This window comes from Rhodanobacter sp. sgz306013 (assembly GCF_057031145.1).
Window position 1 is genome coordinate 909,859 of the sequence record NZ_JBXCIJ010000001.1, and the last position, 26,526, is coordinate 936,384.

The following is a 26,526-nucleotide window of genomic DNA, read 5'->3' on the forward strand; positions in this document are numbered from 1 at the left end:
GACGCCGAACGATCCAGGGAGCCACGATGACATCGATGATGGACATGCCACTGCCATCCTCTGGTCACGACGTCTTCGAACGGATCCTGGCCGCGCCTGCCGGCGTCGTGGCGGTGCGCAGCGAGGATGGGGCTGCCCTGCTGGAACACTTCCGCAGCATCGCCCGCCACAGCGGGCAGGCGGTGTACCTGTGGCAGCCGGGACAGGGCCTGTCCAGCCTCCGCGACGCGCATGCGCGCGTGCCTGACGCGCAGCGCCTCGGCCAGGCTTTGCGCTACATGCAGCAAAGCATGCATTTCGGCGTCTACGTGCTGCAGGAACTGGAGTTGCCCCTGGCGGCGCCCGAGCTCGCCCTGCTGCGGCAGCTGGCGCGGGCCACCACCGGACATCTGCGCCGCGTGGTGCTGCTCAATGCACCGCTGGCCCTGGTCGAGCAGTTGGGTGAGCTGATCACCTGCATCGACAGCGAACCGGAGTTGCCGCAACGCCTGCGTCTGCGCGATGGCCGCTGGCTGAGCGGGCAGGCATGAGCGAAGGCATCCTCGTACTCGCTGCCCGGCGCGACCTGCGCCGCCGCCTGTTCGACGTGTTCGACCAGGCGGGTTGCCGGCACATCCACAGTGCCCGCGACGCGCAGCATGCGGCGATCCTGCTGGAAGGGCGCCCGTCGCTGGAGCTGATGGTGGCGGTGCTGGGCGACGATGCCGCCCAGGCGCGCCAGTGCTGCGAGCAGCTGCGCGCGCTGGACGCCGGGGCCGGCGTACCGTTGCTGGCAATCCTCGACGAGGACGCGCCATTGCAGGCCGCACAGCTGCCCGACGACGTCACCGGCTGGCTGCACGCTACCCGGATCGAGGCCGAGCTGCTCACGCGCTGGCAGCAACTGCCCCCCGCCGCCGTGCCAGCGCTGCCCGCGCAAGGCCGCAGTGCGGCGGAAAACGCGCTGGCCCTGCTGGCGCGCATCTTTGCCACCAGCGGCGGCGGCTCCACCCGCGACGCCACCGCACGGCTGCTGTTCGACGAGATGGCGCTGGATTACCTGGCGGTGTGGTCGGTGCGCAACGAGGGCAGCGAGTTCCTGGCGCCGCTGCTGCAGCTGTGGAACGGTGCGGAACCGGCCTGGCCGCCGGTCGAGGCGCAACAGCTTCTGCAGCGCGTCCTCGGCGGGGAGCCGGTGCTCTACCGCAGCGACGCGGTGCAGCGCGTGCCGGCCGACCCGTTGCTGCCTTTGCTCGAGCTGTCCGGTTTCGTGGGCCTGCCGCTGCTCGATGAGCGTCGCGTGGTGCTGGGTGCGATGCTGGCCGGTACCCGGCGCGGATTCGGCGACATGGCGATCGTCGAGCCCTTGCTGCGCTGTGCAGCGGCGCGTTTTGCGCAGGGGCTGGAGCTGGGGCTCACCCGCGAGCAAGGGCGGGCCGAGGGCCTGCTCGACGCGCTCACCGGCCTGCCGAACCGCCTGCTGTTCGGCGACCGGCTGGAGTCGATCCTGCGCGAGGCGGTGCGCAACGGCGAATGCTTCGCCGTACTGTTCGTCGACCTCGACCACTTCAAGGCGATCAACGACACCCACGGCCACGCCGCGGGCGACCAGGTGCTGCAGGAAGTCACCCGCCGCCTGCGTGGCAGCGTGCGTGCGTCCGACACGGTGGCGCGCTATGCCGGCGACGAGTTCACCGTGGTGCTGCGCCACATCATCAAAAACGATGACGTGCAGCGGGTCGCCGAGAAGATCCTGCAGGTGGTTGCCGAGCCACTGCAGCTGGAGAACGGCACCCGCCTGCAAGTTGGCGTGTCGATCGGCGTGAGCTTCTTCCCTGACGACGCGGCCGACGCGGAAACCCTGCTCAAGCATGCCGACGAGGCGATGTACGCGGCCAAGCGCCAGGGCCGCAACACCTGCCGCATCTACGAGGTGAGTCCGGAGTATGCGCGCGAGCATGGCCTGGCGCTGCGCTCGCGCCTGCGTCATGCGCTTGGCAACGGCGAGCTGCGCCTGGTCTACCAGCCACAGGTCGGCACCGACAGTGAGGACATCGTCGGGATGGAGGCGCTGCTGCGCTGGGAACACCCCGAGCTGGGACCGATCAGCCCGGCAGTGTTCATCCCGCTAGCAGAGGAGACCGGCCTGATCGTGCCGATCGGCGAATGGGTGCTGCGCATGGCCTGCCGTCAGGCCCACGAATGGGAGCAACGCTACGGCCTGCGCCTGCGCCTGGGCGTGAACCTGTCGGCACTGCAGCTGATGGAGCCGAAACTGCCGGCCACGGTGTTCCGCGCACTGCAGGAAACCGGGCTCGACCCCACATTGCTGGAGCTGGAGATCACCGAGAGCATCAGCATCAAGGCCGCCCCGAACCTGGTGGAGAACCTGCAGGCGCTGCACCGGCTGGGCTGCCGCATCGCGATCGACGACTTCGGCACCGGTGCCGCCTCGCTGGACTACCTGCGCAAGCTGCCGGCCGACCGCATCAAGGTCGACCAGAGCTTCGTGCGCAACATCGGCGTCGACCCGGACGACGAGGCGATCGTGCGCGCCACTATCGAGATGGCGCACCGGCTTGGCCGCAGCGTGGTGGCCGAGGGCGTGGAGACCGAACAGCACCTGGCCTTCCTACGCGCCCACGATTGCGACGAGCTGCAGGGCTACCTGTTCTGCCGGCCCCTGCCGGTGGTCTCCTTCGAGCGCTTGCTGGCCGAGCGCCAGCAATTGCTGGGCCAGCCCGCCGCCGTACCGGCTTGAGCCGGGCACCCGTCGCCCCCATGCTCGGTTGACCCGGGCGGGTCAACCGATGGCACAGCCGTACGTCAGGATGGAATCGCTACACTCTTGGCGACGCTGAACTTGCGCGCCCGGCCCCGGTCTGAGCAGCGCTCGTTCTGGCACAAGCCCCGCAGCGGAAGACGGCATTGACGACGGAAACGGCCCGGACGGGCGAAAACGAACTGGATCGGGCACTGGTCGAGCGCGTGCAAGGCGGCGACAAGCGTGCCTTCGACCTGCTGGTGCGCAAATACCAGCACAAGGTGGTGGGGCTGGTCTCGCGCTACGTGAAGAGCCACGCCGAGTGCGAGGACATCGCCCAAGAGTCGTTCATCCGCGCCTGGCGAGCGATCGGCTCGTTCCGCGGCGACAGTGCGTTCTATACCTGGCTCTACAAGATCGCGGTAAACACTGCCAAGAACCACCTGGTGGCGATGGGGCGGCGGCCACCCACCGACGACATCGACGCCGAAGAGGCGGTGTTCCTGTCCGGTGCCGAGCGCATGCACGACAGTGCCACCCCCGAGCGTGAACTCATGCGGCAGGAAATTGAACATTCGGTGTTTTCCACTGTCCAAGCCCTGCCCGAGGAGCTCAGGGTGGCCATTACGCTGCGTGAGGTGGACGGCCTGAGCTACGAGGAAATCGCCGAAGCGATGGGTTGCCCGATCGGTACGGTCCGTTCGCGCATCTTCCGGGCCCGCGAGGCGATCGACGAGAAGCTGCGGCCGCTGTTGTCGGACCGCGAGGAGCAGACATGAACCAGCCAGACCAGCATGCGCGCGAGCATCTTTCGGCCGGCATCGACGGCGAACTGTCGCACGAAGAGTTGCGTTTCCTGCTGCGCCGGCTCGACCACGACGGCGAGTTGCGGCGCACTTGGGTTAGCTACCACGTGGCACGCGACGGCCTGCGTCGGCAACTGCCGCCACTGGCCGAAGCCGGCTTCGTGTCGCGGGTGATGCTGGCGATCGAGCAGGAATCGGCCGCAGTCGCGGTGCCGCGTCACCATCGCTGGCTGCGCTGGTCGGCCGGTGGCGCGATCGCGGCAGGCGTTGCCGCGGCGGCGTTGATGATCGCCCAGCCCACCGGCGATGCCGAACGGCACACGGCTCCGCTGACCGCCGAGGCTGCGTCGCCGGGCATGGCGGTGAAGAGCGTGCGGGCCGTCGCGCCGCAGCCGGAAGTGGCGGTGGTGCCACCGTGGCTGAGCGGCAAGGCGCCGGGCCTGCTCAGCCAGCGCGCTTCGGCCACGCTTGCCGCACCGGTCGATGCCGGCTTCTCGCCTTCGTACGGCGGTCGCGGCATGTCGCCGTTCCGGGCGCAGCGCTACCGCACACTGGACAACCATGACGGCAGCTACCTGATCCTGCTCGACCCGGCCCAGCAGCAGCTGCCGGACGCCCCGCGCCAAGGCGCCGGCGCCCAATAAGGCGGGACCGCGTGCACGCACCGCGGTCCTCCCCCCCCATCCCGTTCCGCCCACCCGCGACCCGCCCCAGGGGCGCCGGTGGTGCGTGTTTGTCACGAAGTCCGAACCGACCTTAGGAGGCGTCATGAAATCATCCATCCTGCGCAGATCCCGCCTGAGCCTGCTGGTGTGCTGTGCCTTGGCCGGCACCGTCCTGGCCGTGCCGGTGGTGCAGGCCCAGCCGGCTTCCGCCGTGGCGTCCCTGCCGGATTTCACCGGCATCGTCCAGAAGAACGCACCCGCAGTGGTGCAGGTGGAGGCGAAGTACAGCGGTCGCGGCAAGCCGGGCGTACGCGGCCTGTCGGCGCAGGGCGGCACGCCGAACGATCCGCAGGCCGAGCTGTTCCGCCGCTTCTTCGGCATGCCGATGATGCCGTCGCCGGCGGAACAGGCGCACACCTCGCTGGGCTCGGGCTTCATCATCTCCGCCGACGGCTACATCCTCACCAACAACCATGTCGTGGCCGATGCGGACAAGGTTATCGTGCGGCTGCAGGATCGGCGCATCCTCGATGCCAAGGTGGTGGGCACCGATCCCACCTACGACATCGCCCTGCTCAAAGTGAGCGCGGGCAGCAGCCTGCCCACGGTGAGCATCGGCGATTCGCGCAACCTCAAGCCCGGCCAGTGGGTCCTGGCGATCGGCTCGCCGTTCGGCTTCGATTACACCGTGACCCAGGGCATCGTCAGCGCGATCGGCCGCAATCTGGGCAGCCAGGACCAGCCCTACACCTCCTTCATCCAGACCGACGTGCCGATCAACCGCGGCAATTCCGGCGGCCCGCTGTTCAACCTGCAGGGTCAGGTGGTGGGCATCAACTCGCAGATCTATTCCGGAACGGGCGGCTACCAGGGCGTGTCGTTCTCGATCCCGATCGACGTGGCGATGAACGCGGTGGAACAGCTCAAGACGAAGGGCTACGTGACGCGTGGCCAACTCGGCGTACTGGTCCAGGCCGTCGACGACGACATGGAGAAGGCCTACAAGCTGCCTGATGCTTCCGGCGCAGCAGTCGCCGAGGTGACCGCTGGCAGCGGCGCGGAGAAGGCCGGCATCCAGCTCGGGGACATCATCCTCGGCTACGACGGCCATGTGATCCGCAGTCCCTCCGACCTGCCGCCGCTGGTGGGCATGACAAAGCCGGGGACACGGGTGCCACTGGAGGTCCTCCGCAACGGCAAGAAGGAAACCGTGTCGGTCACCATCGGCGCGATGCCGCGCGATCGGAACGCGGTGGACAACGGCGGAATGGCACCCGGCGCGAACAGCAGCGGCGCCGTCGCGCTGGGGATTACCGTGCAGCCGCTGGACAACGCCACCCGCAAGCAGATGGACTTGAAGCCGGGGCAGGGCGTGCTGATCGGCGATGTCACGGGTGACGTGGCGGCCCAGGCGGGCCTGCAGCCGGGCGACGTGATCCTGATGGTCAACCAGCAGCCGGTGGGCAGCGTGGAGGCGTTCCGCGCCGCGACGAAGGGCGTGAAGGCCGGTTCCACCGTCCTGCTGCTGGTGCGCCGTGATGGACAGAACCGTTTCTTCGGCCTGACCGTACCGGACGGCAAGTGACGGCAGCCGGCACGGGGCGCGACGGCTTTCGCCGATATCGCGCCCCGTGCCGCTGGGCATGGCGTGGCTGCGGCGGCGCCCTGCTGTTCCATGCGACAATACCGGGTTCGTGCCGCCATTCCGGTGGCGCTCCCCAGGCAAGGCCGGCTTCGCGCGCTCCATGGAACTGATCCGCAATTTCTCCATCATCGCCCACATCGACCACGGCAAGTCCACGCTGGCGGATCGCATCATCCAGATCTGCGGCGGCCTGGCCGAGCGCGAGATGGAAGCGCAGGTGCTGGACAACAATCCGATCGAGCGCGAGCGCGGCATCACCATCAAGGCGCAGTCGGTGTCACTGCCGTACCAGGCGCGCGACGGCAAGACCTACCAGCTCAATTTCATCGACACCCCCGGCCACGTGGACTTTTCCTACGAGGTAAGCCGCTCGCTGGCCGCCTGCGAGGGCGCACTGCTGGTGGTGGATGCCGCCCAGGGCGTGGAAGCGCAGTCGGTGGCCAACTGCTACACGGCCGTCGAGATGGGTCTGGAAGTGGTGCCGGTGCTGAACAAGATCGACCTGCCCACCGCCGACATCGAGAAGGTGAAAGGCGAGATCGAGGCGGTGATCGGCATCGACGCGACCGACGCGGTGGCGATCAGCGCCAAGACCGGACTCAACGTGGTCGAGGTGCTCGAAGCCATCGTGGCGCGCATCCCGCCGCCGAGGCCGCGCGACACTGACAAGTTGCAGGCGCTGATCATCGACTCCTGGTTCGACAATTACCTGGGCGTGATCTCGCTGGTGCGCGTGATGCAGGGGGAGATCAAGCCCGGCGACAAGCTGCTGGTGATGTCCACCGGCCGCACCCACGAGGTGGACGAGGTGGGCGTGTTCACGCCCAAGCGCAAGAAGCTGGACAAGCTCTCGGCAGGAGAGGTGGGCTGGGTCAACGCTTCGATCAAGGACGTGCATGGAGCACCGGTGGGCGACACGCTCACCCTCGCCAGCAAGCCAGCTGCCGAACCGTTGCCCGGTTTCCAGACCATGCAGCCGCGCGTGTTCGCCGGCCTGTTTCCGGTTTCCGCGGACGACTTTCCGGCGATGCGCGAGGCGCTGGACAAGCTGCGCCTCAACGACGCCGCGCTGTTCTTCGAGCCGGAGAGCTCCGAGGCGATGGGCTTCGGCTTCCGCTGCGGCTTCCTCGGCATGCTGCACATGGAGATCGTGCAGGAACGGCTGGAGCGCGAGTACGACCTCAACCTCATCACCACCGCACCGACCGTGGTGTACGAGGTGCTGAAGTCGGATGGCACGGTGCTGCCGCTGGACAACCCGGCCAAGCTGCCGCCGGTACCGCAGATCGAAGAGATCCGCGAGCCGATCATCGTGGCCAGCATCCTCACCCCGCCGGACTATATCGGCAACATCATCACGCTGTGCGAGGAGAAGCGCGGCGTGCAACGCTCGATCCAGTACCTGGCCAGCCAGGTGCAGATCACCTACGAGTTGCCGCTGGCCGAGGTGGTGCTGGACTTCTTCGATCGCCTGAAGTCGGTTTCGCGGGGCTACGCCTCGATGGACTACCACTTCGAGCGCTTCGACGCGGGCCCGTTCGTGCGCGTGGACGTGCTCATCAACGGCGACCGCGTGGATGCGCTCTCCCTCATCGTGCATCGTTCGCACGCGGATCGCCGCGGCCGCGACCTGGTCGAGCGCATGAAGGACCTGATCCCGCGCCAGCAGTTCGACGTGGCGATCCAGGCCGCGGTGGGCGCGCAGATCATCGCGCGTTCCACGGTGAAGGCGCTGCGCAAGAACGTTCTGGCCAAGTGCTACGGCGGCGACGTCAGCCGCAAGAAGAAGCTCTTGGAGAAGCAGAAGGAAGGCAAGAAGCGCATGAAGCAGGTCGGTCGGGTGGAGATTCCGCAGGAAGCCTTCCTCGCCGTGCTGCGGACAGACAAATAAGAAGCGACACTCTCAGGAGCAAGCATGGAATTCGATTTTTCCGCCATCCTGCTGGGTCTCACCGTGCTCTTCGGCGTGGTGTGGGGACTGGATCGGGCGTTCTTCTACAAGAAGCGCAAGGCACGCATCGATGCGACCGGCAGCGAGTACCGCGATCCGGCGCCGGTGGATTGGGCGCGCTCGCTGTTTCCGGTGGTGCTGGTAGTGCTGGTGCTGCGATCCTTCGTGGCCGAGCCGTTCCGCATCCCCTCCGGTTCGATGATGCCCACCCTCGACGTGGGCGATTTCATCCTGGTCAACAAGTTCGCCTACGGTCTGCGCTTGCCGGCGTTCAACACCAAGTTCCTTGACCTCGGCGAGCCGAAGCGCGGCGACGTGGTGGTGTTCCGCTTCCCGGGTTTCCTGTGCCACGACGCCAGCGGCAAGCTGGTGCGCAGCGGCGACATGAGCTGTGCCGACCCGCACGCGCCGGTGCCCAGCCAGAACTGGATCAAGCGCGTGATCGGCCTGCCCGGCGACAGCATCGAGATCCATGGCGCCGACCTGCTGATCAACGGCAGGCCGGTGCAGGCCGACGAGATCGGCCCCTACGTGGGCAATCCGCAGCGCGACGAGGAGCGCCTGATGCTGGACATGGGCGCCACCGTATGGACCGAGCATTTGCAGCGCGAGGACGGCAAAGTGGTCAATCACCTGGTGGCGCGCATGCCGGCCTACACCATACCCAATTCCATCCCGAATCCGCTGGTGCCGTCGAAAGTGCCGCCGGGTTGCTACCTGGTGATGGGCGACAACCGCAACAACAGCACCGACAGCCGCTGGTGGGGTTGCCTGCCGGAACAGGACCTGGCAGGCAAGGCCTTCATGATCTGGATGAGCTGGAAGGGCTGGGGTACCGGTGGCGTGGACTTCCACCGCATCGGCACGATCATCCACTGATGTGATGCAGCCGCTGCCGCATCCCGCGCGGTCGCTGGCATAATCGGCGCCGGCGACCGCGGAGGGCGCGGCCGCATGACGCAATCACAGCCGGCCGCAGCGGTCGCATGGCGAGGGGACTATGAAAACGAGGCAGTCGGGCGTGACCCTGATCGGGTTCTTGGTGATCCTGCTGGTGGTGGGTTTCTTCGGTTACATGGCGATGAAGCTGGTGCCGTCCTATTCCGAGTACATGGGTGTGGTGAAGGCGATGAATGGCATCGCCAGTTCCGGTACCGGCGGCAAGTCGCTGGACGAGATTCGCCGTGAGCTGATGCGCCAGATGGACTTCCAGTACGTGGACGACGCCACTGTCAAGCCGACCGACATCACGATCAGCCGTGACAGCGGCGGTACCAGCGTGCTGCATGTGGCCTACGACAAGGACATCCCGTTCATGTACAACATCGATTTCCTGCTGCACTTCGAGAAGAGTGTGAAGTTGCAGGGCAACGTGAACGAGTGAGCCGCTCCGCTTGACCCTGAACTACCGTTTCCGCGACCCCGATCTCGCCGCGCTGGCGCTGACCCACCGCAGCGTAGGCAAGCCGAACAACGAGCGTCTCGAGTTTCTCGGCGACGCCCTGCTGGGTGCTTTCGTGGCCGAAATGCTGTACCAGGCCCATCCGAAGGCCAGCGAAGGCGAGTTGTCGCGCTTGCGCGCGCAACTGGTCAACGGCCAGGCCCTGGCGGCGATCGCGCGCGAGCTGGAACTGGGCGATGCGTTGAAGCTCGGTCCCGGCGAGCTGAAGAGCGGCGGTTTCCGCCGCGACTCCATCCTCGCCGACGCGTTCGAGGCCTCGCTGGCGGCGGTGTTCCTCGATGGCGGCCTTGATGCCTGCCGGCAAGTGGTGCGCGAGCTCTTTGCGGAACGCATCGGCGCGCTGCCACGTTCCTCCAAGGACGCCAAGACGCGTCTGCAGGAGTGGTTGCAAGGCCACGGTCATGCGCTGCCGCAGTACGAACTGATCGACAGCCACGGCGAGGATCACGCCAGGATCTTCGACGTGCGCTGCTCGGTAACCGAGCCGCAACCGTTCAGTGCCGAGGCCAGCGGCTCCAGCCGGCGACAGGCCGAACAGGACGCCGCCGACGCGGTGCTGGTCCACCTGGTCGAGCAGTCGCGCGCCGCCTGAGCGTGGTCGCGCTCGCGCCGACTGCCTGCGGGCGCGGGCTTGCGCACTACAATGTCGCACACCTGTCCGAGTACCCCCTCCCATGGACCATTCCATCGAATCCGGCGCCGACGGCGCGCTGCCGCATGCGGACTATCGCTGCGGCCTGGTCGCGCTGGCCGGCCGCCCCAACGTGGGCAAGTCGACCTTGCTCAATGCGCTGATCGGCTTTCGCCTCTCCATCGTCAGCCCGCGTCCGCAGACCACCCGCCATCGCATCCTCGGCATCGCCAGCAGCGAGGCCGGGCAGATCCTCTATGTCGACACCCCTGGCCTGCACCGTGGCGCCAAGCGTGCGATGAACCGCAGCCTCAACCGCGCCGCGCGCGCCGCGATCAGCGACGTCGACCTGGTGGTGCAGGTGATCGAGGCGGGCCGCTGGACCGACGAGGACGAAGCGCTGTACGCCGCACTCACCGAACAGAAGGCGGCGCGCCTGCTGGTCATCAACAAGGTGGACCTGAGCAAGGACAAGGCGGCGCTGCTGCCGTTCGTCGCTACGCTCGCCGAGAAGCACGACTACGACGAGATCCACTACGCCAGCGCCCTGAAGAAGAAGGGCCTGGCCGAGCTTGAACGGGCCATCCTCGCCCGCCTGCCGGTGCGCGCGCCGGTCTACGGCGAGGACGAGATCACCGATCGCAGCGAGCGCTTCCTCGCCGCCGAGATGGTGCGCGAGCAGCTGATGCTGCGGCTGGACCAGGAACTGCCCTACGCCACCACGGTGGAAATCGAACAGTTCAATGACCGCCCCGACGGTGTTGCCGAGATCCACGCGGTGGTCTGGGTGGAGCGCGATGGCCAGAAGGCCATCGTGATCGGCCAGGGCGGGGCCCAGCTCAAGGCCATCGGCACGGCCGCGCGCCGGCACATGGAGCGCCTGTTCGAGCGTAAGGTTTTTCTCAAGTTGTGGGTGAAGGTACGCGAAGGCTGGGTGGACGACGAGGCGATGCTGAAGAAGTTCGGCTACACGGATTGAGTGGCCTGGAGCCCGGGTTCCGGATCGGGAATCCGGGAGAGCCAGGGCGTCGCGCTGTCTGGCGTTGCCGATCCCCGTCCCGAACTCCTTGCCCCGGCTTGTGTCCATGCGCCTCCATCAGCAACCCGCCTACGTGCTGCATGCGCGGCCCTACCGCGAGACTTCGCTGCTCCTCGAATGCCTGACCCGCGACCATGGGAGGCTCGGCGTCGTGGCGCGCGGGGTGCGTGGCGAACGGGCGAAATTGCGGCGGGCGCAACTGGAGCCCTTCCAGCCACTGGCGCTGGATTTGCTGCTCCGCGGCGAGTTGGCCATGCTGGCGGCGGCCGAAGCGATGGGCATGCCGCTGCGGCTGCGTGGCGACCATGGTCTGGCGGGGCTCTACCTCAACGAGCTGGTAGTGCGGCTCACTGCGCGGCAGGACGCGCATCCGACACTGTTCGACGCCTACGGCCATACCTTGGCGCGGCTGGCCGCGGGCGAGCCGGCAGGATGGACGTTGCGCCGTTTCGAGCGTGACCTGCTAGAGGCAATCGGCTACGGGCTGCAGTTGCGCCACGAGGCCGGTAGTGGACAGGTGCTGCAGGCGCAGGCGTATTACCGCTACGACGTGGAGCAGGGCGCCGTGCGTTGCGCCGCTGGTGCGGTCCATGCGGTGCGTGGTGGTGACTTGCTGGCGCTGGCCGAAGACCGTATGCCGGACTCCGAGGGGGCGGCGACGCTGCGGCGGCTGATGCGCGAGGTGATCCGTTATCACCTGGGTGGGGGTGAACTGCGCGCGTGGCGCATGCTGGCAGGCGTGCAGCCGCATCGTTGAGGCCGCGGGCGGCGTGGCCTTGTTCAATTGCCTTCACCAGGCTTGCCTTGCTGTCGCTCAGGAATCCAGAGCCTGCAGCGTGACCAGTACGGTGCTGCGGAATCGCGTGATGGCCTTGGCGACATCGTGTGGCTCTTCGTGCAACCGCCGTTGCAGGCTGGCTACCTCGGCGGCCAGCGCGGCAGTGCCGCAGAAACCGCAGGACGAACGCAACCGATGCAGCCGGTCGTCCAGTGCTGCATGGTCGCGAACCGGCATGCCCAGTTCCTGGTGCAGCAGGGCCAGCTCGGCGCGCAACAGTTGGCGCAGCGCCTGCAAGGTGGTGGCGTCGCCGCTGGCGCGCAGGGCTGCGGCGTCGTCCAGGACCGGCATGGCGCCGGGCAATCGGGCCAGCAGGCGCTGCAGATCCGCGATATCGCAAGGTTTGCGCAGCACATCGCCGAAGCCGCAGGCGAGCAGGCCGCGCTGTTCGGCGCCGTCCAGCTCGGCGGAACTGGCGACCGCGAGACTGTCGGCGGAACATGCCCCGGGGTCGGCACGCAGCGCCGCCAACACCTCGCGGGCGCCGGCACCAGGCATGCGGCAGTCCAGCAGCAACAGGTCGAAGGCTTCGTCGCGGCCCAGCTGCAGCGCCCGCAGGCCATCGGCGCAGTCCGCTACCTGGGCACCCAGCGAGCGCAATCCGTCGCACAGGAAGCGGCGGCTGGCTGCATCGTCGTCGGCCACCAGCACATGCGGTGGGGGTAGTGCAGCGGGGCTGGCAGGCATGACCGGGTCCCTGGTTCAGCTGGTTTTGGCAGAATGGCCTGACATGCGCCCGACATCAAGCCACCTGCTGCTTTGCCTGTTCCTGCTGCTCGGCCTCGGCCTGGGGCTGGCGGGGCCGGCGCGGGCGGACATTACAGTTGCCGCGAAACAGCTCAGCCTGCCAGGCCTGCGCCTGCAGAACCTGAGCGCCCGGCTCAGCGAGGACCCGGCCGGCGGCCTGCATCTGCAGCTGCAGGCCGGTCAGGCGGATATTGCCGCGATGGGCTGGCGGCGAGTGGGCCTGCACCTCGACGGCCGGCTGCAGCGCGATGCCCAGTTGCGCTGGGTGTTCGACGGCCACGTGCAATTGCGCGGCGCACCAGGTGGTGCGTTGGACGATGGGCAGCTCACCTGGGTGGTGAATCCCGCTTCTGACACCATGCAGGTGCAGTTGCAGCAGGACAAGGCGCAAGCCAGCGCGTGGCTGCCGCTGGACCAGCTCAGCCACGCCAATATCAGTCTGCGCCAGTTGCCCGCAGGCTGGCTGCAGGGCCTGCTCGGCACGGTCTGGTCCGGCCGGCTCGGCGCCGGCCGGCTGGATGCCGATCTTGCGCTGGATGCGGGTAGCACGGGGATACAGTCCTCCGGTGAGTTCACGCTGTTCGGGGTCGGTTTCGACACGCCCAGCGGAACCCTCGCGGGGCAGGGCGTCGGCGGCAAGGGGCGTTTCGGTTTCGACAGCGGTGGCGACGGGGCCCGGATCAGCCTGCAGGGCAGCCTGGGCGGCGGCGAGCTGCTGCTGGGGCCGCTGTACGCGAAACTGCCCGCGCACCCGGTGCAGCTGGACATCGAGGCACGCGCCAGCCGAGGCATGATCGAACTGGATCGCCTGCACGTCGATGATGCCGATGCGCTGCAACTGGACGGCGCGCTGGCGTTCGACGCCAAGGGCAACCTGCGGAAGCTGCAGCTGGACCGCTTCCACGCCAGCTTGCCGGCGGCCTATGAACGATACGGCCAGGCCTGGCTGGCCACGCTGGGCCTGCGGGACCTGCGCTCCACAGGCCAGTTGAGCGGTAGCCTGGACCTGCGCAGTGACGGCCTGCACGCCTTCGCTTTCGATACGGACCGGCTGGACCTGGCCGACGGCGACGGTCGCTTTGCGGTAAGCCAGCTGCACGGCGGCCTGGACTGGTCCGCACAGGGCGAGCGTCCCGCCACCACGCTGGGCTGGCAGGCCCTGCAGTTCCACCGCATTCCCAACGGCGCGGCGCTGTCGCACTGGCAGAGCCGCGACGGCACGCTGGCGCTGCTGCAGCCGCTTACCGTGCCGGTGCTGAAGGGGCAGGTGCGGCTGGCCTCCCTGGACTGGCGCCCGGCGGCGGCGAGAGGCCAGCGCCTCGCCACCAGCCTGGCGGTCACCGGCGTCGACATGGCCAGCTTCAGCCACGCGCTGGGCTGGCCGTCCTTCCCCGGTACGCTGGGGGGCGCGGTTCCCTCGTTACGCTGGGTCGGCGATCGCTTCGAACTGGCCGGTGGCCTGTCGGTGAACGTGTTCGGCGGCTTCGTGGACGTCACCCACCTCTCGCTGCAGCAGCCGTTCGGCGATGCGCCCATGCTGGCCGGCGACATCAGCCTCAGCCAGCTCGACCTCGGCGCGATCACCAGCGTGTTCGACTTCGGCAGCATTACCGGGCGACTCAACGGCTCGATCGACGACCTGCGCCTGGCGAACTGGAATCCGGTCGCGTTCAAGGCGTCGCTGCTTGCCGACAGTGGTGGCCGGATCAGCCAGCGCGCGGTGAACAACCTCACGGCGGTGGGCGGAGGCAGCATGGCGGGCGGTATTCAGGGCGCGATGCTGAAATTGTTCAAGACCTTCGGCTACAAGCGCATCGGCCTCAGCTGCACACTGCGCGGCGCGATCTGCCAGATGGGCGGACTGGAGGGCAACGATGGCGGTTACACTATCGTCGAAGGCAGCGGCCTGCCGCACCTCGAGGTGATCGGCCACCAGACGCAGGTCGACTGGCCCACCTTGGTGCGTCGCCTGCGCGAGGCCATCAACGGCCACGGGCCGGTGGTGCGTTGAAGCCGTTGCGGACGTCCCGTTCAAGGAGTGGCACATGCGCAAGCTCACCTGCACCATCCTCGCCATGCTGGCCGTCGCGTTGGTGGGTTGCGTCACGATCAACGTCTATTTCCCCGAGGCGGCGGCGCAGAAGGCCGCCGACCAGTTCATCGGCACCGTGCTCGATGGCAGCGGGCACAAGGCGCCGGCGGCGGACAAGAACGCCCCCGCGCAGGACAACCCGCCGCCTGCGCACCAGCCTTCGGCGATGCTGCTGGATCTGCTGGTGCCGGCGGCGCAGGCCGCCGAGGTGCCGAACCTGCGCGTGCAGACGCCCGCAGTGCAGGCGATCCACGAAAGGATGCGCACGCGTTTCGAGACTTCGCTGAAGGCGCTGCTGGACAGCGGCGCGGCGGGCTTCACCCACGACGGCATGGTCGCCATGCGCGATGCGGCCAAGGTGCCGCTCGCCGAACGCGCCCAGGCCAACGCCACCGTGGCCGACGAGAACCGCGATCGCGCGGCCTTGTACCGGGAGATCGCCAACGCCAACAATCATCCGGAGTGGGAGGCGCAGATCCGCGCCACCTTCGCGCAGACCTGGATCGAACATGCGCACCCCGGCTGGTACTACCAGGACGCCGCCGGCGCGTGGCAGCGCAAGTGAGCGCCTGCCGCAGCGCCATGGGACGCAATCAGGGATAATGGCCGGTCTGCCCCCGCCGTGTTGAAGTCCCGCAGGCCATGTCCCGATCCAACTCCCGCCCCCGCGCGCCCGCACCCGAGCTCGAAGCCGACATCACCGACCTGAGTCACGATGGCCGTGGCGTCGCCCGCATCGACGGCAAGGCGGTGTTCGTCGCCGGTGCGCTCGAGGGCGAGCGCGTGCGCCTGCGCGTCCACCGGCGCCATCGCCACTTCGACGAGGCCGAAACGGTCGAAGTGCTCAACGCCTCGCCGCATCGCGTGCCGCCCAGGTGCGCGCACTTCGGCCAATGCGGCGGCTGTTCGCTGCAGCACCTGGACGCGGCGGCCCAGATCGAAGCCAAGCAGCGCGTGCTGGCCGACAACTTCGCGCGCATCGGCAGGGTGGAGCCCGCGCGGTGGCTGCCGCCGCTCACCGACGAACCCTGGGGCTACCGCCGCAAGGGCCGGTTGTCGGTGCGCTCGGTGGCGAAGAAGGGACGCGTGCTGGTGGGTTTTCGCGAAGAGGCCAATCCGCGCTACGTGGCCGACATCCGGCATTGCGACGTAGTGCATCCCGCGCTGGGCGGGAAGATCGAACTGCTCGGCGAGCTGGTGAGCACCATGGACGCGGCGTCCGGGATCCCGCAGATCGAGTTCGCCGCCGGCGACGATGCCGTGGCACTGGTGTTCCGCCACATGCAGCAGCTCAGCGAGCACGACCGCGCGGCACTCGTCGCGTTCGGCCAGCAGCACGGCTTTGCGATCTACCTGCAGCCGGGTGGCGTGAGCAGCGTGCACCCGCTGTGGCCGGAGAATCCGCGGCTGGCATTCACGCTGTCGCCGGGCGGTGGCGCGGCGGATGTGGAACTGGAGTTCCAGCCGCTGGACTTCGTGCAGGTCAACGCCGGCATGAACCGGAAAATGATGGCGCACGCGATGGAGCTGCTGGATCCGCAGGCCGGCGATCGCGTGCTCGACCTGTTCTGCGGGCTGGGCAACTTCACTCTGCCGATCGCGCGCCGCGTGGCCGAGGTGGGAGGCGTCGAAGGCGAGCACGGGCTGGTGGCGCGTGCCGCCGAGAATGCCGCACGCAACGGCATCGCCAACGCGCGCTTCCACGTCGCCAACCTGTTCGAGGACCAGCGCAGCGCCGACTGGGCGCGCCAGCCCTGGGACAAGCTGTTGCTCGACCCGCCCCGCGCCGGCGCCGACCGGGTATTGGCCTACCTGCCGCACCAGGCCACGCGGCGCATCGTCTACGTTTCCTGCCATCCCGCCTCGCTGGCGCGCGATGCCGGCATCCTGGTCAACCAGCACGGCTTCAGGCTCAGCGCGGCAGGCGTGATGGACATGTTCCCGCACACCGCGCATGTCGAATCCGTCGCTTTGTTCGAGCGGCCTTCCTGACCGCGAAGACCAAGCGGGCGGCCATCCATGGCCGCACTTTTCACCAACAGCCCGCTTCATTGGGAACATCGTCGCCAGCAAGGTGTATTTGCCGATGGGCATAGAGATCGAACGGAAATTCCTGTTGCGCGACGACAGCTGGCGTGCGCAGGTGGAGTACAGCGAGCATCTCGCGCAGGGCTACCTGGTCGGCGCGGCGGCATTGGCGGCGGGACTGGCGCGGGCGTCGGTGCGGGTGCGCCGGGCAGGTGACGGTGCCTGGCTCAACATCAAGGCCGCGCGGTCGGGCATCGAGCGTGCCGAGTACGACTACGCGATCCCGCCAGACGATGCCGATGCGTTGCTGGCCACCCTGTGCGACGGCGTGCTCAGCAAGCGTCGGCATCATGTCCGGGTCGGCGGCGCGTTGTTCGAGATCGACGAGTTTCTGGGCGACAATGCCGGTCTCGTGGTGGCCGAAGTGGAGCTGCCGCGGGCGGACGCCCCGTTCCCGCGGCCGCCGTGGCTGGGCCGCGAGGTGAGTGCGCTGGTGCGCTACTACAACGTCAACCTGATCGCGCATCCGTACGCCCGCTGGACGCCGGCCGAGCGCGGTGCCAACGATGGAGCGGACGCCTGATGCTTCTGATCGGCCTCACCGGGCTCGAAGTCGCCGAACGCGAATACGCCTGGCTCGCCGCGCCCGGCGTGGCGGGCGTGATCCTGTTCGCGCGCAACTATGCCGACCGCGCCCAGTTGATGGCGCTGTGCGAATCCATCCGCGAGATCGGCGGCGAGCAGATGCTGGTCGCGGTGGACCAGGAAGGCGGCCCGGTGCAGCGCTTCCGCGAGGGCTTCACCCGCCTGCCGGCGCTGGCGCGGATCGGCGAGGTCCACGACCGCGATCCGGCGGAGGCGGTGCGCCTCGCCGAGGAACATGCCTGGGTGATGGCCAGCGAGCTGCGCGCCTGCGGCGTGGACTTCAGTTTCGCGCCGGTGGCGGATCTCGCCCGCGGCAGCGCGGCGATCGGCGCGCGCGCCTTCCACGCCGACCCCGCAGTGGCCGCAGAGCTCGCCGCGGCCTACGTGCGCGGCATGCACCTGGCTGGCATGGCCGCGGTGCTCAAGCATTTCCCCGGCCATGGCTCGGTGGCCGCCGACACACACAAGGCCCAGGCGATCGATCCTCGCCCGCTGGACGTCATCAGTCGGGAGGACCTGCGTCCGTTCGCCGAGTGCATCGCGGCGCGGGTCGAGGCGGTGATGATGGCGCACGTGGTCTATCCCGCCGTCGATGCGCGGCCGGCCGGCTACTCGCGGGCGTGGATCGGCGAAATCCTGCGTGGCGAACTGGGTTTCGCCGGTGCGGTGATCAGCGACGACATCAGCATGGCCGCAGCGGGCGTGGCCGGTGGCGTGGCCGAGCGCGTGCACGGCCACCTGGACGCCGGCTGCGACCTGGTGCTGGCCTGCTTTCCCGAGGTGGTGGACGAAGCCTTGGCCGCCGTTGCCGGCCGCGTGCCGGCGCACGCCGAACGGCTGGCCCCCCTGCGCGGCGCGATCGGTGCCAACTGGGACAGCCTCACCGACAACCCCCAGCGCGACCGTTTCGTCGCGCGCATCACGGCGCTGGACGCCGCACAGGGCACGGCATGAACGAAACGCTCCCATCCCTCCGCGATGCACTCGCGCACGCCGACGTGCTGTTCGGGCGCGAGGAGATCGAAACCGTAATCGCCGATCTCGGCCGGCGGATCGATGCCGCGCTGGACGGTGAAAGGGCGGTGTTCCTCACCGTGATGAACGGTGCGCTGATGTTCGCCGGACAACTGGCGCTCTCGATCCGCACCGACCTCGAATTCGACTACGTGCATGCCACCCGCTACCGCGGTGCCACCTCCGGCAGCGAACTCCACTGGCTGCGCGAGCCCGCGGCGGATCTCCGCGGGCGCACCGTGCTGCTGGTGGACGACATCCTCGACGAGGGCCATACGCTGAAGGCGGTGCGCGAAGACTGCCTGCGCCGCGGCGCCAGGCGCGTGCTGATCGCCAGCCTGTGCAGCAAGCGCCACGACCGCCTGGTCGCCGGCATCGCTTCCGACTTCAACGGCGTCGAGCTGCCCGACCGCTACGTGTTCGGCTACGGCATGGACTACCACGAGCAGGGGCGCAACCTGCCGGCCATCTACGCCTTGCGCTGAACGCAACCACGGGAACCCGCATGAACATCCTCGGCATCTCCGGCAGCCTGCGCCGGGCCTCGTTCAACACCGTGTTGCTCCATGCCGCGCAGGAACTGCTGCCGGCGGATGCGGTTCTCACCATCCACGACCTGCACGGCCTGCCGTTGTTCGACCAGGACGTGGAGGAGCAGGGCGACCCCGCAGCGGTGGCCGCGCTGAAGGATGCGGTGGCGGGGGCCGATGCACTGCTGCTGGCCTGCCCCGAATACAACGGCGGCATTACCGGCGTGCTGAAGAACGCCATCGACTGGGTCTCGCGGCCCGGCATCGCCCGGCCATCCGCGCCGTTGGCCGGCAAGCGCGTGTGCATCGTCGGTGCCAGCCCCGGCGTCACCGGCACGGTACGCGCGCAGGACCAGTTGCGGCTGGTGCTGCGCCGCGCGGGCGCGGTGGTCGAGCCGCAGGGCGAGGTGCTGGTGTTCCAGGCGCACACCAAGATCGCCGATGGCCGCCTGGTCGACGAGCGCACCCGCGAATTGCTGGCGCGCCATCTCCACAACTTCCTCGGAACCCTCGCATGAGCAAGCATCCGATCGACCTGGCCGTGATCGGCGGCAGCGGCCTGTACAAGTTTCCTGGGCTGGAGAACAGCGGGCGGCATGCCGTGGAGACGCCGTTCGGGGGCGCCTCGGGCGAGGTGGTGCTGGGCGATTTCGCGGGGAAGCGCGTGGCGTTCCTCGCACGCCACGGCGAGAGCCACAGCCTGCCGCCGCATCGGGTGAACTACCGCGCCAACCTGTGGGCGCTGCACCATCTTGGCGCACGCGCGGTGATCGGCGTCAACGCAGTGGGCGGCATCCGCAGCGACTTGGGGCCGCGCGCCATGGCGGTGCCCGATCAGCTGATCGATTACACCCACGGCCGCTACACCAGCTTCTGCGACATCGAAGGCGCCGAGGTCAACCACATCGACTTCAGTGAACCCTATACCGCATCGCTGCGTCACCGCCTGCTACAGGCCGCGCGCAGGGCGGGCATCGCGGTAATCGATGGCGGTTGCTACGGCGCCACCCAGGGGCCGCGTCTGGAGACCCGGGCCGAGATCGCGCGCATGAAGCGCGACGGCTGCGACCTGGTCGGCATGACCGGCATGCCCGAGGCCGCGCTGGCGCGGGAACTGGGGCTGGACTACGCCTGCCTCGCCCTGGTGGCGAACTACGCCGCCGGCTGCGGCGACGAGGCCGAGATCAGCATCGAGGAGATCTTCGCCCACCTCGCCGCGGCCACCGCCGAGGTACCGCGCCTGCTGGAAGCGATGCTGCGCCTGTGATCGCGCGTTATCGCATTACCTCATGACGCATTGCCATGAGCCGGACATGGGGCCTGGTGCAGCGAATCGGGGGCTGCATATTGCGCTTTGCCCGTAAACATGTTGATACTTTCCGGGCACCAGGACGGTGAGCCAGGGGGATGGTTCGAGCTCGGTCGGGTGCGCCCTGTCCATGCTTCCAGAGGTTCCAGCAATGCGTTTCGGTACGGTCAAGTGGTTCAACGACGCCAAAGGCTTCGGTTTCATCGCGCCTGAGGACGGTGGGGAGGACGTGTTCGTCCACTTCTCGGCCATCAACTCCAAGGGCTTCCGCAGCCTGCAGGAGGGTCAGCGCGTGAAGTTCGAGGTCACCAACGGCCCTAAGGGCGCCCAGGCTTCGGGCGTCGAGGTTGCGGCCTGAGTTCCGCCGGTCGGCGCTTGCGCCGGCCATCAGTGAGTCCAAGCCCCGCGCCCCGGCGCGGGGCTTTTCGCTTTGATGAAGCGCGGCCATGGATGGCCGCCCGAACGATTCCTGCGATCATGGCGATCGCAGAGAATGAGAATGTAGGAGCAGCCATGGCCGATCGTCGGCAACTCTTCAAGACCTCGCTGCCGGATGCATCGGCGCCAGCCTGCCGCGAGGCGGTGCTGCGCGGCGCGCGCAGGAAGCCCGGGGTGGCGAAGGAAATCCTGAGGGGCTTCCTCGCCAGGGACAAGGACGGCGAAGTGGACGCCCGGGCGATCCAGCCGGGTTTCTCCCACGCCGTGTGCGACGCGAAGGACCGCCGCGCGCCGGTTCACTCGAAGAGCGTCTTCCCCGCATGAGCGCACGTCTGCTCGAAGTGGCCGCGAATTCGTTGGCCTCGGCGCTGGCTGCGCAGGCGGGCGGGGCGGGGCGGGTGGAGCTGTGCAGCGCGCTGGAGCTGGGTGGGCTCACACCCTCGCACGCCAGCATCGCGATGGTGCGCGAGCGCCTGCGGATTCCGTTGTATGTGCTGATCCGCCCGCGCGCCGGCGATTTCCTCTACAACGACGACGAATGCGAGGCGATGCGCCGCGACATCGAGACCTGCGCCGCGCTGGGCTGCGACGGCGTGGTATTGGGCGTGCTCGACGCCGACGGCGGGGTGGACATGCAACGCTGCTACGAGCTGATCGCTGCGGCAGGCCATCTCGGCGTCACCTTCCACCGCGCCTTCGACCTCGTACGCGATCCGCGGCGGGCGCTGGAGGACGTGATCGCGCTCGGTTGCGAGCGCGTACTCACGTCGGGCGGGCAGGCGAGTGCGCTGGAAGGCGCCGCATTGATCCGCGGGCTGATCGAGCAGGCATCCGGTCGTATCGCGCTCATGCCCGGCGCCGGTGTGACGGTAGACAATCTCGCCGCGCTCGCCAGCGCTACCGGCGCCCACGAGTTCCACGCCTCCGCCAAGCGGCAGCTCGCCTCGGCCATGCGTCATCGCCCACCGCAGCTCGTCGACATGCAGGGCGGCGAGCTGCGCAGCGACGTGGAGCAGGTGCGCGCGCTGGTGCAGGCGCTGCAGGCGGGCTGATTGCCCCTTACTCTCCCCTGCGGGGACGGGAAGATGTGGCAATGCACCACCCTACCGCAGCGCATGTTCGCCCGGCTTCGCTAAGATGCCGCCTTGCGAATTCCCCGTGGAGCGTCCCCAAGTGATCATCAAACCCAAAGTGCGCGGCTTCATCTGTGTCACGGCCCACCCGGTCGGCTGCGAGCTCAACGTGGCCGAGCAGATCGCCACCACCAAGGCCGCGATCCACGACGACGGCAAGGGACCCAGGCGCGTGTTGGTGATCGGCGCCTCCACCGGCTATGGCCTCGCTTCGCGGATCACCGCCGCGTTCGGCTACGGCGCGGCCACCCTGGGCGTGTTCTTCGAGAAGCCCAGCAGCGAGGACAAGCCTGGCACCGCCGGCTGGTACAACGCCGCCGCGTTCGACAAGCTGGCCAAGCAGGCGGGCCTCTACGCCAAGTCCATCAACGGCGACGCCTTCGCGAACGGGACGCGCGAGCGTGCGATCGAGATCATCAAGGCGGAGATGGGTGGCCAGATCGACCTCGTGGTCTACTCGCTGGCCTCCCCCGTGCGCAAGTTGCCGGACACCGGCGAGGTGGTGCGCTCGGCGCTCAAGACCATCGGCCAGCCGTTCACCAACACCTCGGTCGACACCAACAAGGACGCCGTGATCGAGGCCACCATCGAGCCGGCCACCGAGCAGGAGATCAAGGACACCGTCACCGTGATGGGTGGCGAGGACTGGGCGCTGTGGATCGACGCGCTCTCCGCCGCGGGCGTGCTGGCGAAGAACGCCAAGACCATCGCCTACAGCTATATCGGTACCGAGATCACTTGGCCGATGTACTGGCACGGCACCCTGGGCCAGGCCAAGCAGCACCTGGACAACACGGCGAAGGCGCTGCGCGGCCGCCACGCCGCCGAAGGCCTGGATGCGCGCGTGGGCGTGATGAAGTCGGTGGTCACCCAAGCGAGTGCGGCGATCCCGGTGATCCCGCTGTACGTCTCCATCGCCTTCAGGATCATGAAGGACAAGGGCATCCACGAAGGCTGCATCGAGCAGATCAACCGGCTGTTCCATGACCGTCTCTACCGAGCCGACGGTGCCGCCCTGCCGACCGACGACGAAGGGCGAGTGCGCCTCGACGACTGGGAGTTGCGCACCGACGTGCAGGATGCCTGCAAGGCGCTGTGGCCCACCGTCACGACCGAGACGCTCAAGCAGGTCACCGACTACGCCGGCTACAAGCACGAGTTCCTCAAGCTGTTCGGCTTCGACCGCGGCGACGTGGATTACGACGCCGAGGTGGAAACGGACCGTCGCTTCGATTGCGTGGAGATGTGAGGCGCCATCGCCCGATCGCCGCGGCGTCGTTTTCAACGCACAAGAAGGCCCCGTATGGCGGGGCCTTCTTGTGCGGCATGCAGGCTGCGCCGCGCCGGCGCCATGGCGGCGCCTGGCTAGCCCGGGCATCCGGAAGCCGGGTCAGTCGCGCGACTGGGCGACCACGCTGCTATCGTCAGGGTCGGCCAGCAGGTCCACGCTGTGGCCTTGCGGGGACTTCGCCTCCGCACGCCACAGGCCGTGGTCGAATTTCACATCCTTGACGTTCTGGTAGCCGGCAGCGGTCAGCTTGGCGTTGACCTCGTCCTTGTTGAGCCCGGACGGCGCGTCGGTCGGGTAGACCTTGCCGGAAACCGGACCGACGGCAAGCTTGACCCACTTCTTGTTGCCGCCGCGCGCCTTGCCGCGCCACACGCCGTCCTTGAATGCCAGGCCTTTCACTTCCTTGTAGCCGGCGGCGGCGATGGCGGCCTTGATGGCATCCTCGGTCTTTGCGCCGTTCGGCGGCTGCGTGGACCAGGTGCTCGTGGTGGTGGTTGTGGTGACCCTGGTCGTGGATGACGCGGCCATCGGCGAGGGTTGGGTCTGCGCAAGGACAGCACCGCCAATCGACAGTCCGATCAACAGGGGAAGCAGGCGCTTGCTCATGATGCACTCCTTGGTGAAGGGGCCGGGGCAGGTTCAAGGTCCGACGGTCACGAACTGGCGGACCGCCGGGTCGAGCCTGGCAGCACGAATGTGACCATCGCACCCGGAACAGCGGTTGAAAGATGCCGTAACTGGAAAGTGAAAAGCGGGCTGCGGTTCAGTTGGCTGCGAGGCAGGGCCTGTACGGAACCAGCCAGCTGCCTGGTGTGCTTCGCAGCGCCGCCGGCATTGCGCCCACATTGATGCCGCACGCCGCGACCCCATATACTTGTACGGCCATACCGTTTCCCCGGGGGTGTACTGGCTTCGACGGGGGTAGTGAGATGGCTTGGTGCATGCCGAGGGGGCAGCTTTCCTCGTTAATCCAGCCGCAAACTCATAGTTGCCAACGACGACAACTACGCTCTGGCCGCTTAAGGCCTAGCCCCGAACCCACTTGTGCTCGTGCTCGTCGGTGTAGGGTCATTATCACGGGATCGCCCGAAGCCGCCGCCTGTCGGCCAGGGTCAAATCAAGCAGGCTGGTCCTTCGATGCGCTTCGCACATCGTGCTGTCGCGGGACGAGATCCAACGGTGAGCTAAGCATGTAGTACCGGGCGTCAAGCGCCTTCGGACGCGGGTTCGACTCCCGCCACCTCCACCAATATAGCGTCACGGGATGCCCTTTGATCCCCCTGAAACCGCGCTCTGGCGCGGTTTTTTGTTGTACGCTTGCCCCGCAATGTCCCCGTGGTGTACCCGTATATCCCCCAAGTTTGCGGGTATGGGTACGGGTAGTGAGCCGGGCGACGGAGCGCGTACCCGAAAAACTGGAGCAGCCCCGATGCCAAAGCGCGCCGAGCCATTAGCCCCTTCCGCCGTAGCAAATGCCAAGCCGGAAGCGAAGCCTTACAAACTGCCCGACGGGCGCGGCATGTTCCTGCTGGTAAACCCGGACGGCAGCAAGTTGTGGCGCTGGCGTTACCGCCGGCCCGTTACGGGTACGGAAAACATGCTGGCGCTTGGTGCGTACCCGGAAACATCCCTGCGCCTAGCGCGTGAGAAACGAGAGGAGGCCCGCGCCCTGCTGGCGGCGGGTATAGACCCCGGCGAGCACCGGAAGGCTGAGAAAGCGGCAGGGGAGGAGCGAGCGGCCAATAGCTTCGAGGTGGTCGCTCGCGAGTGGCTGGGTAAGCAGACGTGGGTGGAGCACTACCGGGTCAAGGTCGAGGCATGGATGGCGAACGACGTCTATCCGTACATCGGTGGCCGACCTGTGGCTGAGCTGTCCGCACCCGAGTTCCTGAGGGTAGGGCGGCGGATGGAGGAGCGCGGCGCACTGGAATCGGCGCATCGGGTGCTGCAGACCTGTGGCCAGGTTATGCGCTACGCCATCGCTACGGGACGAGCTGACCGGAACCCCGTGGCCGACCTGAAAGGCGCCATCGCATCGCCGGCAGAGCGCCACCACGCCGCGATCACCGATCCGGCCGTGCTTGGTGGCCTGCTGCGTGCTATCGAGGGCTACACCGGTGACCCGACTACGCGAGCGGCGTTGAAGCTGTCGGCCTTGCTGTTTGTCCGTCCTGGTGAGCTGCGGCATGCCGAATGGTCGGAGTTCGACCTGGACGCGGGCGAGTGGAATATCCCAGCGGGCAAGATGAAGATGCGCCAGCCTCACCTGGTGCCTCTCTGCGATCAGGCCGTGGCGATCCTGCGCGAGCTGCAGCCATTGACCGGGCGCGGGCAATACGTCTTTCCGGGTGGCCGCTCACCGCGTCGCCCCATGTCGAACAACGCGATCAATGCGGCTCTGCGCCGCATGGGCTACGGCACCGACACCATGACGGCGCACGGCTTCCGCGCCACCGCCCGCACGATTCTGGACGAAGTGCTGGGCTACCGCGTGGACTTCATCGAGCACCAGTTGGCCCATGCCGTGAAAGATCCGAACGGACGTGCCTACAACCGTACGGCGCACCTGCCCGAGCGGCGGAAGATGATGCAAGGCTGGTCGGATTACCTGGACGCCCTGCGCGCGGGCGGTGACGTGGTGCCGTTCAAGCGCAAGGCCAGTTAGTCGCATGCCCTGCGACGGGCGCATGCACAATCGAGCAAACAGTTATGCCGCGTCTAGGACGGCCATCCGAAAACCGGGCACCTTCCCCGGCTGGCGCGGCACCCTTTGAAGGGCGCAGAGGTGTGCGCGATGACGGGTGACCCGGTGTTTGATTGGGCGGATGCTGAATTACCGAAAGCCGATGCGACAGCGCTGGATTACTGGAGGATTTGGCAAATTGTCGATCCCTTGAGCATCCAAGAGGCTGCCCGGTTACTAGCGGGGCTGAATCCCAAGCCGTCGACGAATCGCATTGACTCCGACAGGGGAAAGGCTGCAAAGGCTGATGCCTACGAAGTCGCACTGATTCGTGCTGTACAGGGTGGTCGCGTGCATTCGGCTTTTCCACTGGCTTGGCAAGCCAATGGTTATGACCAATGGCTTGTGGCTTGCGATCCTGCGAGCGACGAGTTGTGCAGCGAGACGAAAATTCCTATCGCCGACCTAGTGCAGTGGGCGCATAGATGCGGACTCCCGCACCGTTGGCATGTCAATTCCAGTGAGTTGCGACAGGGAACGTCAGACCTGAGTCGCTTCCCGGATGAACTACGCGCCGCAATCGAAGCGTTTGACGCCGTGCGCGATAGCCCCAAGGCTACGGCTGGCAAGAGTGCAAAGCAGGCGCTGGCCTCGTGGCTGGAAGCAAACAAGCCCGAGCTATCTGCGAACGCACGGGATCGCGTTGCCACTGTGGCGAACTGGCAACAAGTGGGCGGCGCCCCCAAGACACCAGGTGACTAGCCGACCCGGTAGGGGTGGGGTAGGTTTGTTCCTTGGGGTGGGGCAGGTTCCGCGATTCGGTGGGGCTGGTTTTC

The 26,526-nt window shown here is 67.7% G+C and carries 27 protein-coding genes and 1 other RNA gene; 26 read left to right on the forward strand and 2 right to left on the reverse strand.

The window, feature by feature from the left end:
* The first annotated feature begins 44 nt into the window (after window positions 1-44).
* The 11 genes from AC2EWF_RS04135 (at window position 45) to recO (ending at window position 11,699) form a co-directional block, all read left to right on the forward strand.
* A complete protein-coding gene (locus AC2EWF_RS04135; protein ID WP_483638069.1) occupies window positions 45-530 on the forward strand; it encodes a hypothetical protein in 486 nt (161 codons plus the stop codon).
* Window positions 527-2,740, forward strand: coding sequence for a putative bifunctional diguanylate cyclase/phosphodiesterase (locus AC2EWF_RS04140; RefSeq protein WP_483638070.1), 2,214 nt, complete (start codon window positions 527-529; stop codon window positions 2,738-2,740). The genes AC2EWF_RS04135 and AC2EWF_RS04140 overlap by 4 nt, the downstream gene beginning before the upstream one ends.
* A gap of 167 nt (window positions 2,741-2,907) precedes the next feature.
* Complete coding sequence (gene rpoE, locus AC2EWF_RS04145; protein WP_483638071.1) at window positions 2,908-3,522, forward strand: RNA polymerase sigma factor RpoE; 615 nt, start codon at window positions 2,908-2,910, stop codon at window positions 3,520-3,522.
* Window positions 3,519-4,193, forward strand: coding sequence for a sigma-E factor negative regulatory protein (locus AC2EWF_RS04150; RefSeq protein ID WP_483638072.1), 675 nt, complete (start codon window positions 3,519-3,521; stop codon window positions 4,191-4,193). The genes rpoE and AC2EWF_RS04150 overlap by 4 nt, the downstream gene beginning before the upstream one ends.
* Before the next feature lie 124 nt (window positions 4,194-4,317).
* Window positions 4,318-5,799: a DegQ family serine endoprotease gene (locus tag AC2EWF_RS04155; protein ID WP_483638073.1), complete on the forward strand. Its 1,482-nt coding sequence runs from the start codon at window positions 4,318-4,320 to the stop codon at window positions 5,797-5,799.
* A 160-nt stretch (window positions 5,800-5,959) separates the two neighbouring features.
* Window positions 5,960-7,750: a translation elongation factor 4 gene (gene lepA / locus AC2EWF_RS04160; protein WP_483638074.1), complete on the forward strand. Its 1,791-nt coding sequence runs from the start codon at window positions 5,960-5,962 to the stop codon at window positions 7,748-7,750.
* A 24-nt stretch (window positions 7,751-7,774) separates the two neighbouring features.
* On the forward strand, window positions 7,775-8,689 hold the full coding sequence (lepB, locus tag AC2EWF_RS04165) for a signal peptidase I (protein ID WP_483638075.1): 915 nt from the start codon (window positions 7,775-7,777) through the stop codon (window positions 8,687-8,689).
* Between the two features lie 121 nt (window positions 8,690-8,810).
* Window positions 8,811-9,194 carry a DUF4845 domain-containing protein gene (locus tag AC2EWF_RS04170; protein WP_483638076.1) on the forward strand — a complete coding sequence of 128 codons (384 nt, stop codon included), beginning with the start codon at window positions 8,811-8,813 and terminating at the stop codon, window positions 9,192-9,194.
* Between the two features lie 10 nt (window positions 9,195-9,204).
* Window positions 9,205-9,864, forward strand: coding sequence for a ribonuclease III (rnc, locus tag AC2EWF_RS04175; protein ID WP_483638077.1), 660 nt, complete (start codon window positions 9,205-9,207; stop codon window positions 9,862-9,864).
* Window positions 9,865-9,946: 82 nt separating this feature from the next.
* Window positions 9,947-10,882, forward strand: coding sequence for a GTPase Era (gene era / locus AC2EWF_RS04180; RefSeq protein WP_483638078.1), 936 nt, complete (start codon window positions 9,947-9,949; stop codon window positions 10,880-10,882).
* A 106-nt stretch (window positions 10,883-10,988) separates the two neighbouring features.
* Window positions 10,989-11,699 (forward strand): DNA repair protein RecO, encoded by a 711-nt coding sequence (gene recO / locus AC2EWF_RS04185; RefSeq protein WP_483638079.1) that lies wholly within the window; start codon window positions 10,989-10,991, stop codon window positions 11,697-11,699.
* 57 nt (window positions 11,700-11,756) lie between these two features.
* Here recO and AC2EWF_RS04190 read toward each other — a convergent pair whose 3' ends face one another.
* The gene (locus AC2EWF_RS04190) at window positions 11,757-12,467 is read right to left on the reverse strand and encodes a response regulator (RefSeq protein ID WP_483638080.1); all 711 of its coding nucleotides are present in this window, start codon (window positions 12,465-12,467) and stop codon (window positions 11,757-11,759) included.
* Window positions 12,468-12,510: 43 nt separating this feature from the next.
* Between AC2EWF_RS04190 and AC2EWF_RS04195 the strand changes: the two genes are divergently transcribed.
* The 12 genes from AC2EWF_RS04195 to fabV all read left to right on the forward strand — a co-directional run bounded on the left by AC2EWF_RS04195 (window position 12,511) and on the right by fabV (window position 22,965).
* Window positions 12,511-14,538, forward strand: coding sequence for a hypothetical protein (locus AC2EWF_RS04195; RefSeq protein WP_483638081.1), 2,028 nt, complete (start codon window positions 12,511-12,513; stop codon window positions 14,536-14,538).
* Window positions 14,539-14,572: 34 nt separating this feature from the next.
* Window positions 14,573-15,184 (forward strand): YdbL family probable chaperone protein, encoded by a 612-nt coding sequence (locus tag AC2EWF_RS04200; RefSeq protein ID WP_483638082.1) that lies wholly within the window; start codon window positions 14,573-14,575, stop codon window positions 15,182-15,184.
* Window positions 15,185-15,261: 77 nt separating this feature from the next.
* A complete protein-coding gene (gene rlmD, locus AC2EWF_RS04205; protein ID WP_483638083.1) occupies window positions 15,262-16,611 on the forward strand; it encodes a 23S rRNA (uracil(1939)-C(5))-methyltransferase RlmD in 1,350 nt (449 codons plus the stop codon).
* A gap of 94 nt (window positions 16,612-16,705) precedes the next feature.
* A complete protein-coding gene (locus tag AC2EWF_RS04210) occupies window positions 16,706-17,230 on the forward strand; it encodes a CYTH domain-containing protein (protein ID WP_483638084.1) in 525 nt (174 codons plus the stop codon).
* Window positions 17,230-18,246: a beta-N-acetylhexosaminidase gene (gene nagZ, locus AC2EWF_RS04215; RefSeq protein ID WP_483638085.1), complete on the forward strand. Its 1,017-nt coding sequence runs from the start codon at window positions 17,230-17,232 to the stop codon at window positions 18,244-18,246. Before AC2EWF_RS04210 ends, nagZ begins: the two co-directional genes overlap by 1 nt.
* Window positions 18,243-18,791: a hypoxanthine-guanine phosphoribosyltransferase gene (locus AC2EWF_RS04220; protein ID WP_483638086.1), complete on the forward strand. Its 549-nt coding sequence runs from the start codon at window positions 18,243-18,245 to the stop codon at window positions 18,789-18,791. The genes nagZ and AC2EWF_RS04220 overlap by 4 nt, the downstream gene beginning before the upstream one ends.
* Before the next feature lie 20 nt (window positions 18,792-18,811).
* The gene (locus AC2EWF_RS04225; protein ID WP_483638087.1) at window positions 18,812-19,354 is read left to right on the forward strand and encodes an NADPH-dependent FMN reductase; all 543 of its coding nucleotides are present in this window, start codon (window positions 18,812-18,814) and stop codon (window positions 19,352-19,354) included.
* The gene (locus AC2EWF_RS04230) at window positions 19,351-20,103 is read left to right on the forward strand and encodes an S-methyl-5'-thioinosine phosphorylase (RefSeq protein WP_483638088.1); all 753 of its coding nucleotides are present in this window, start codon (window positions 19,351-19,353) and stop codon (window positions 20,101-20,103) included. The genes AC2EWF_RS04225 and AC2EWF_RS04230 overlap by 4 nt, the downstream gene beginning before the upstream one ends.
* Window positions 20,104-20,296: 193 nt before the next feature.
* Window positions 20,297-20,503, forward strand: a complete 207-nt coding sequence (locus AC2EWF_RS04235; protein WP_483638089.1) for a cold-shock protein — start codon at window positions 20,297-20,299, stop codon at window positions 20,501-20,503.
* Window positions 20,504-20,658: 155 nt separating this feature from the next.
* Window positions 20,659-20,907, forward strand: coding sequence for a hypothetical protein (locus tag AC2EWF_RS04240; protein ID WP_483638090.1), 249 nt, complete (start codon window positions 20,659-20,661; stop codon window positions 20,905-20,907).
* The gene (locus AC2EWF_RS04245; RefSeq protein ID WP_483638091.1) at window positions 20,904-21,635 is read left to right on the forward strand and encodes a copper homeostasis protein CutC; all 732 of its coding nucleotides are present in this window, start codon (window positions 20,904-20,906) and stop codon (window positions 21,633-21,635) included. The genes AC2EWF_RS04240 and AC2EWF_RS04245 overlap by 4 nt, the downstream gene beginning before the upstream one ends.
* Before the next feature lie 121 nt (window positions 21,636-21,756).
* A complete protein-coding gene (gene fabV / locus AC2EWF_RS04250) occupies window positions 21,757-22,965 on the forward strand; it encodes an enoyl-ACP reductase FabV (RefSeq protein WP_483638092.1) in 1,209 nt (402 codons plus the stop codon).
* Between the two features lie 141 nt (window positions 22,966-23,106).
* Here fabV and AC2EWF_RS04255 read toward each other — a convergent pair whose 3' ends face one another.
* Window positions 23,107-23,613: a PepSY domain-containing protein gene (locus AC2EWF_RS04255; RefSeq protein ID WP_483638093.1), complete on the reverse strand. Its 507-nt coding sequence runs from the start codon at window positions 23,611-23,613 to the stop codon at window positions 23,107-23,109.
* 291 nt (window positions 23,614-23,904) lie between these two features.
* On the opposite strand from AC2EWF_RS04255, the gene ssrA reads away from it, so the two are divergent.
* From ssrA to AC2EWF_RS04270, 3 genes are all read left to right on the forward strand, one after another.
* Window positions 23,905-24,256, forward strand: a transfer-messenger RNA (tmRNA) gene (gene ssrA / locus AC2EWF_RS04260).
* A gap of 180 nt (window positions 24,257-24,436) precedes the next feature.
* Window positions 24,437-25,672 carry a tyrosine-type recombinase/integrase gene (locus AC2EWF_RS04265; RefSeq protein ID WP_483638094.1) on the forward strand — a complete coding sequence of 412 codons (1,236 nt, stop codon included), beginning with the start codon at window positions 24,437-24,439 and terminating at the stop codon, window positions 25,670-25,672.
* Between the two features lie 129 nt (window positions 25,673-25,801).
* Window positions 25,802-26,452, forward strand: coding sequence for a hypothetical protein (locus AC2EWF_RS04270; protein ID WP_483638095.1), 651 nt, complete (start codon window positions 25,802-25,804; stop codon window positions 26,450-26,452).
* Window positions 26,453-26,526: the final 74 nt, after the last annotated feature.

Bases quoted from the DNA above. Each gene is read 5' to 3' on its own strand.
- AC2EWF_RS04170 (WP_483638076.1), top strand. From the start codon at position 8,811: ATGAAAACGAGGCAGTCGGGCGTGACCCTGATCGGGTTCTTGGTGATC.
- AC2EWF_RS04230 (WP_483638088.1), top strand. From the start codon at position 19,351: ATGAGCAAGCATCCGATCGACCTGGCCGTGATCGGCGGCAGCGGCCTG.
- AC2EWF_RS04150 (WP_483638072.1), top strand. From the start codon at position 3,519: ATGAACCAGCCAGACCAGCATGCGCGCGAGCATCTTTCGGCCGGCATC.
- recO (WP_483638079.1), top strand. From the start codon at position 10,989: ATGCGCCTCCATCAGCAACCCGCCTACGTGCTGCATGCGCGGCCCTAC.
- AC2EWF_RS04255 (WP_483638093.1), bottom strand. From the start codon at position 23,613: ATGAGCAAGCGCCTGCTTCCCCTGTTGATCGGACTGTCGATTGGCGGT.
- AC2EWF_RS04155 (WP_483638073.1), top strand. From the start codon at position 4,318: ATGAAATCATCCATCCTGCGCAGATCCCGCCTGAGCCTGCTGGTGTGC.
- AC2EWF_RS04140 (WP_483638070.1), top strand. From the start codon at position 527: ATGAGCGAAGGCATCCTCGTACTCGCTGCCCGGCGCGACCTGCGCCGC.
- AC2EWF_RS04200 (WP_483638082.1), top strand. From the start codon at position 14,573: ATGCGCAAGCTCACCTGCACCATCCTCGCCATGCTGGCCGTCGCGTTG.
- AC2EWF_RS04245 (WP_483638091.1), top strand. From the start codon at position 20,904: ATGAGCGCACGTCTGCTCGAAGTGGCCGCGAATTCGTTGGCCTCGGCG.
- AC2EWF_RS04265 (WP_483638094.1), top strand. From the start codon at position 24,437: ATGCCAAAGCGCGCCGAGCCATTAGCCCCTTCCGCCGTAGCAAATGCC.
- AC2EWF_RS04270 (WP_483638095.1), top strand. From the start codon at position 25,802: ATGACGGGTGACCCGGTGTTTGATTGGGCGGATGCTGAATTACCGAAA.
- AC2EWF_RS04135 (WP_483638069.1), top strand. From the start codon at position 45: ATGCCACTGCCATCCTCTGGTCACGACGTCTTCGAACGGATCCTGGCC.
- lepB (WP_483638075.1), top strand. From the start codon at position 7,775: ATGGAATTCGATTTTTCCGCCATCCTGCTGGGTCTCACCGTGCTCTTC.
- nagZ (WP_483638085.1), top strand. From the start codon at position 17,230: ATGCTTCTGATCGGCCTCACCGGGCTCGAAGTCGCCGAACGCGAATAC.
- AC2EWF_RS04235 (WP_483638089.1), top strand. From the start codon at position 20,297: ATGCGTTTCGGTACGGTCAAGTGGTTCAACGACGCCAAAGGCTTCGGT.
- AC2EWF_RS04220 (WP_483638086.1), top strand. From the start codon at position 18,243: ATGAACGAAACGCTCCCATCCCTCCGCGATGCACTCGCGCACGCCGAC.
- lepA (WP_483638074.1), top strand. From the start codon at position 5,960: ATGGAACTGATCCGCAATTTCTCCATCATCGCCCACATCGACCACGGC.
- AC2EWF_RS04225 (WP_483638087.1), top strand. From the start codon at position 18,812: ATGAACATCCTCGGCATCTCCGGCAGCCTGCGCCGGGCCTCGTTCAAC.
- AC2EWF_RS04195 (WP_483638081.1), top strand. From the start codon at position 12,511: ATGCGCCCGACATCAAGCCACCTGCTGCTTTGCCTGTTCCTGCTGCTC.
- AC2EWF_RS04240 (WP_483638090.1), top strand. From the start codon at position 20,659: ATGGCCGATCGTCGGCAACTCTTCAAGACCTCGCTGCCGGATGCATCG.
- AC2EWF_RS04210 (WP_483638084.1), top strand. From the start codon at position 16,706: ATGGGCATAGAGATCGAACGGAAATTCCTGTTGCGCGACGACAGCTGG.
- era (WP_483638078.1), top strand. From the start codon at position 9,947: ATGGACCATTCCATCGAATCCGGCGCCGACGGCGCGCTGCCGCATGCG.
- AC2EWF_RS04190 (WP_483638080.1), bottom strand. From the start codon at position 12,467: ATGCCTGCCAGCCCCGCTGCACTACCCCCACCGCATGTGCTGGTGGCC.
- rlmD (WP_483638083.1), top strand. From the start codon at position 15,262: ATGTCCCGATCCAACTCCCGCCCCCGCGCGCCCGCACCCGAGCTCGAA.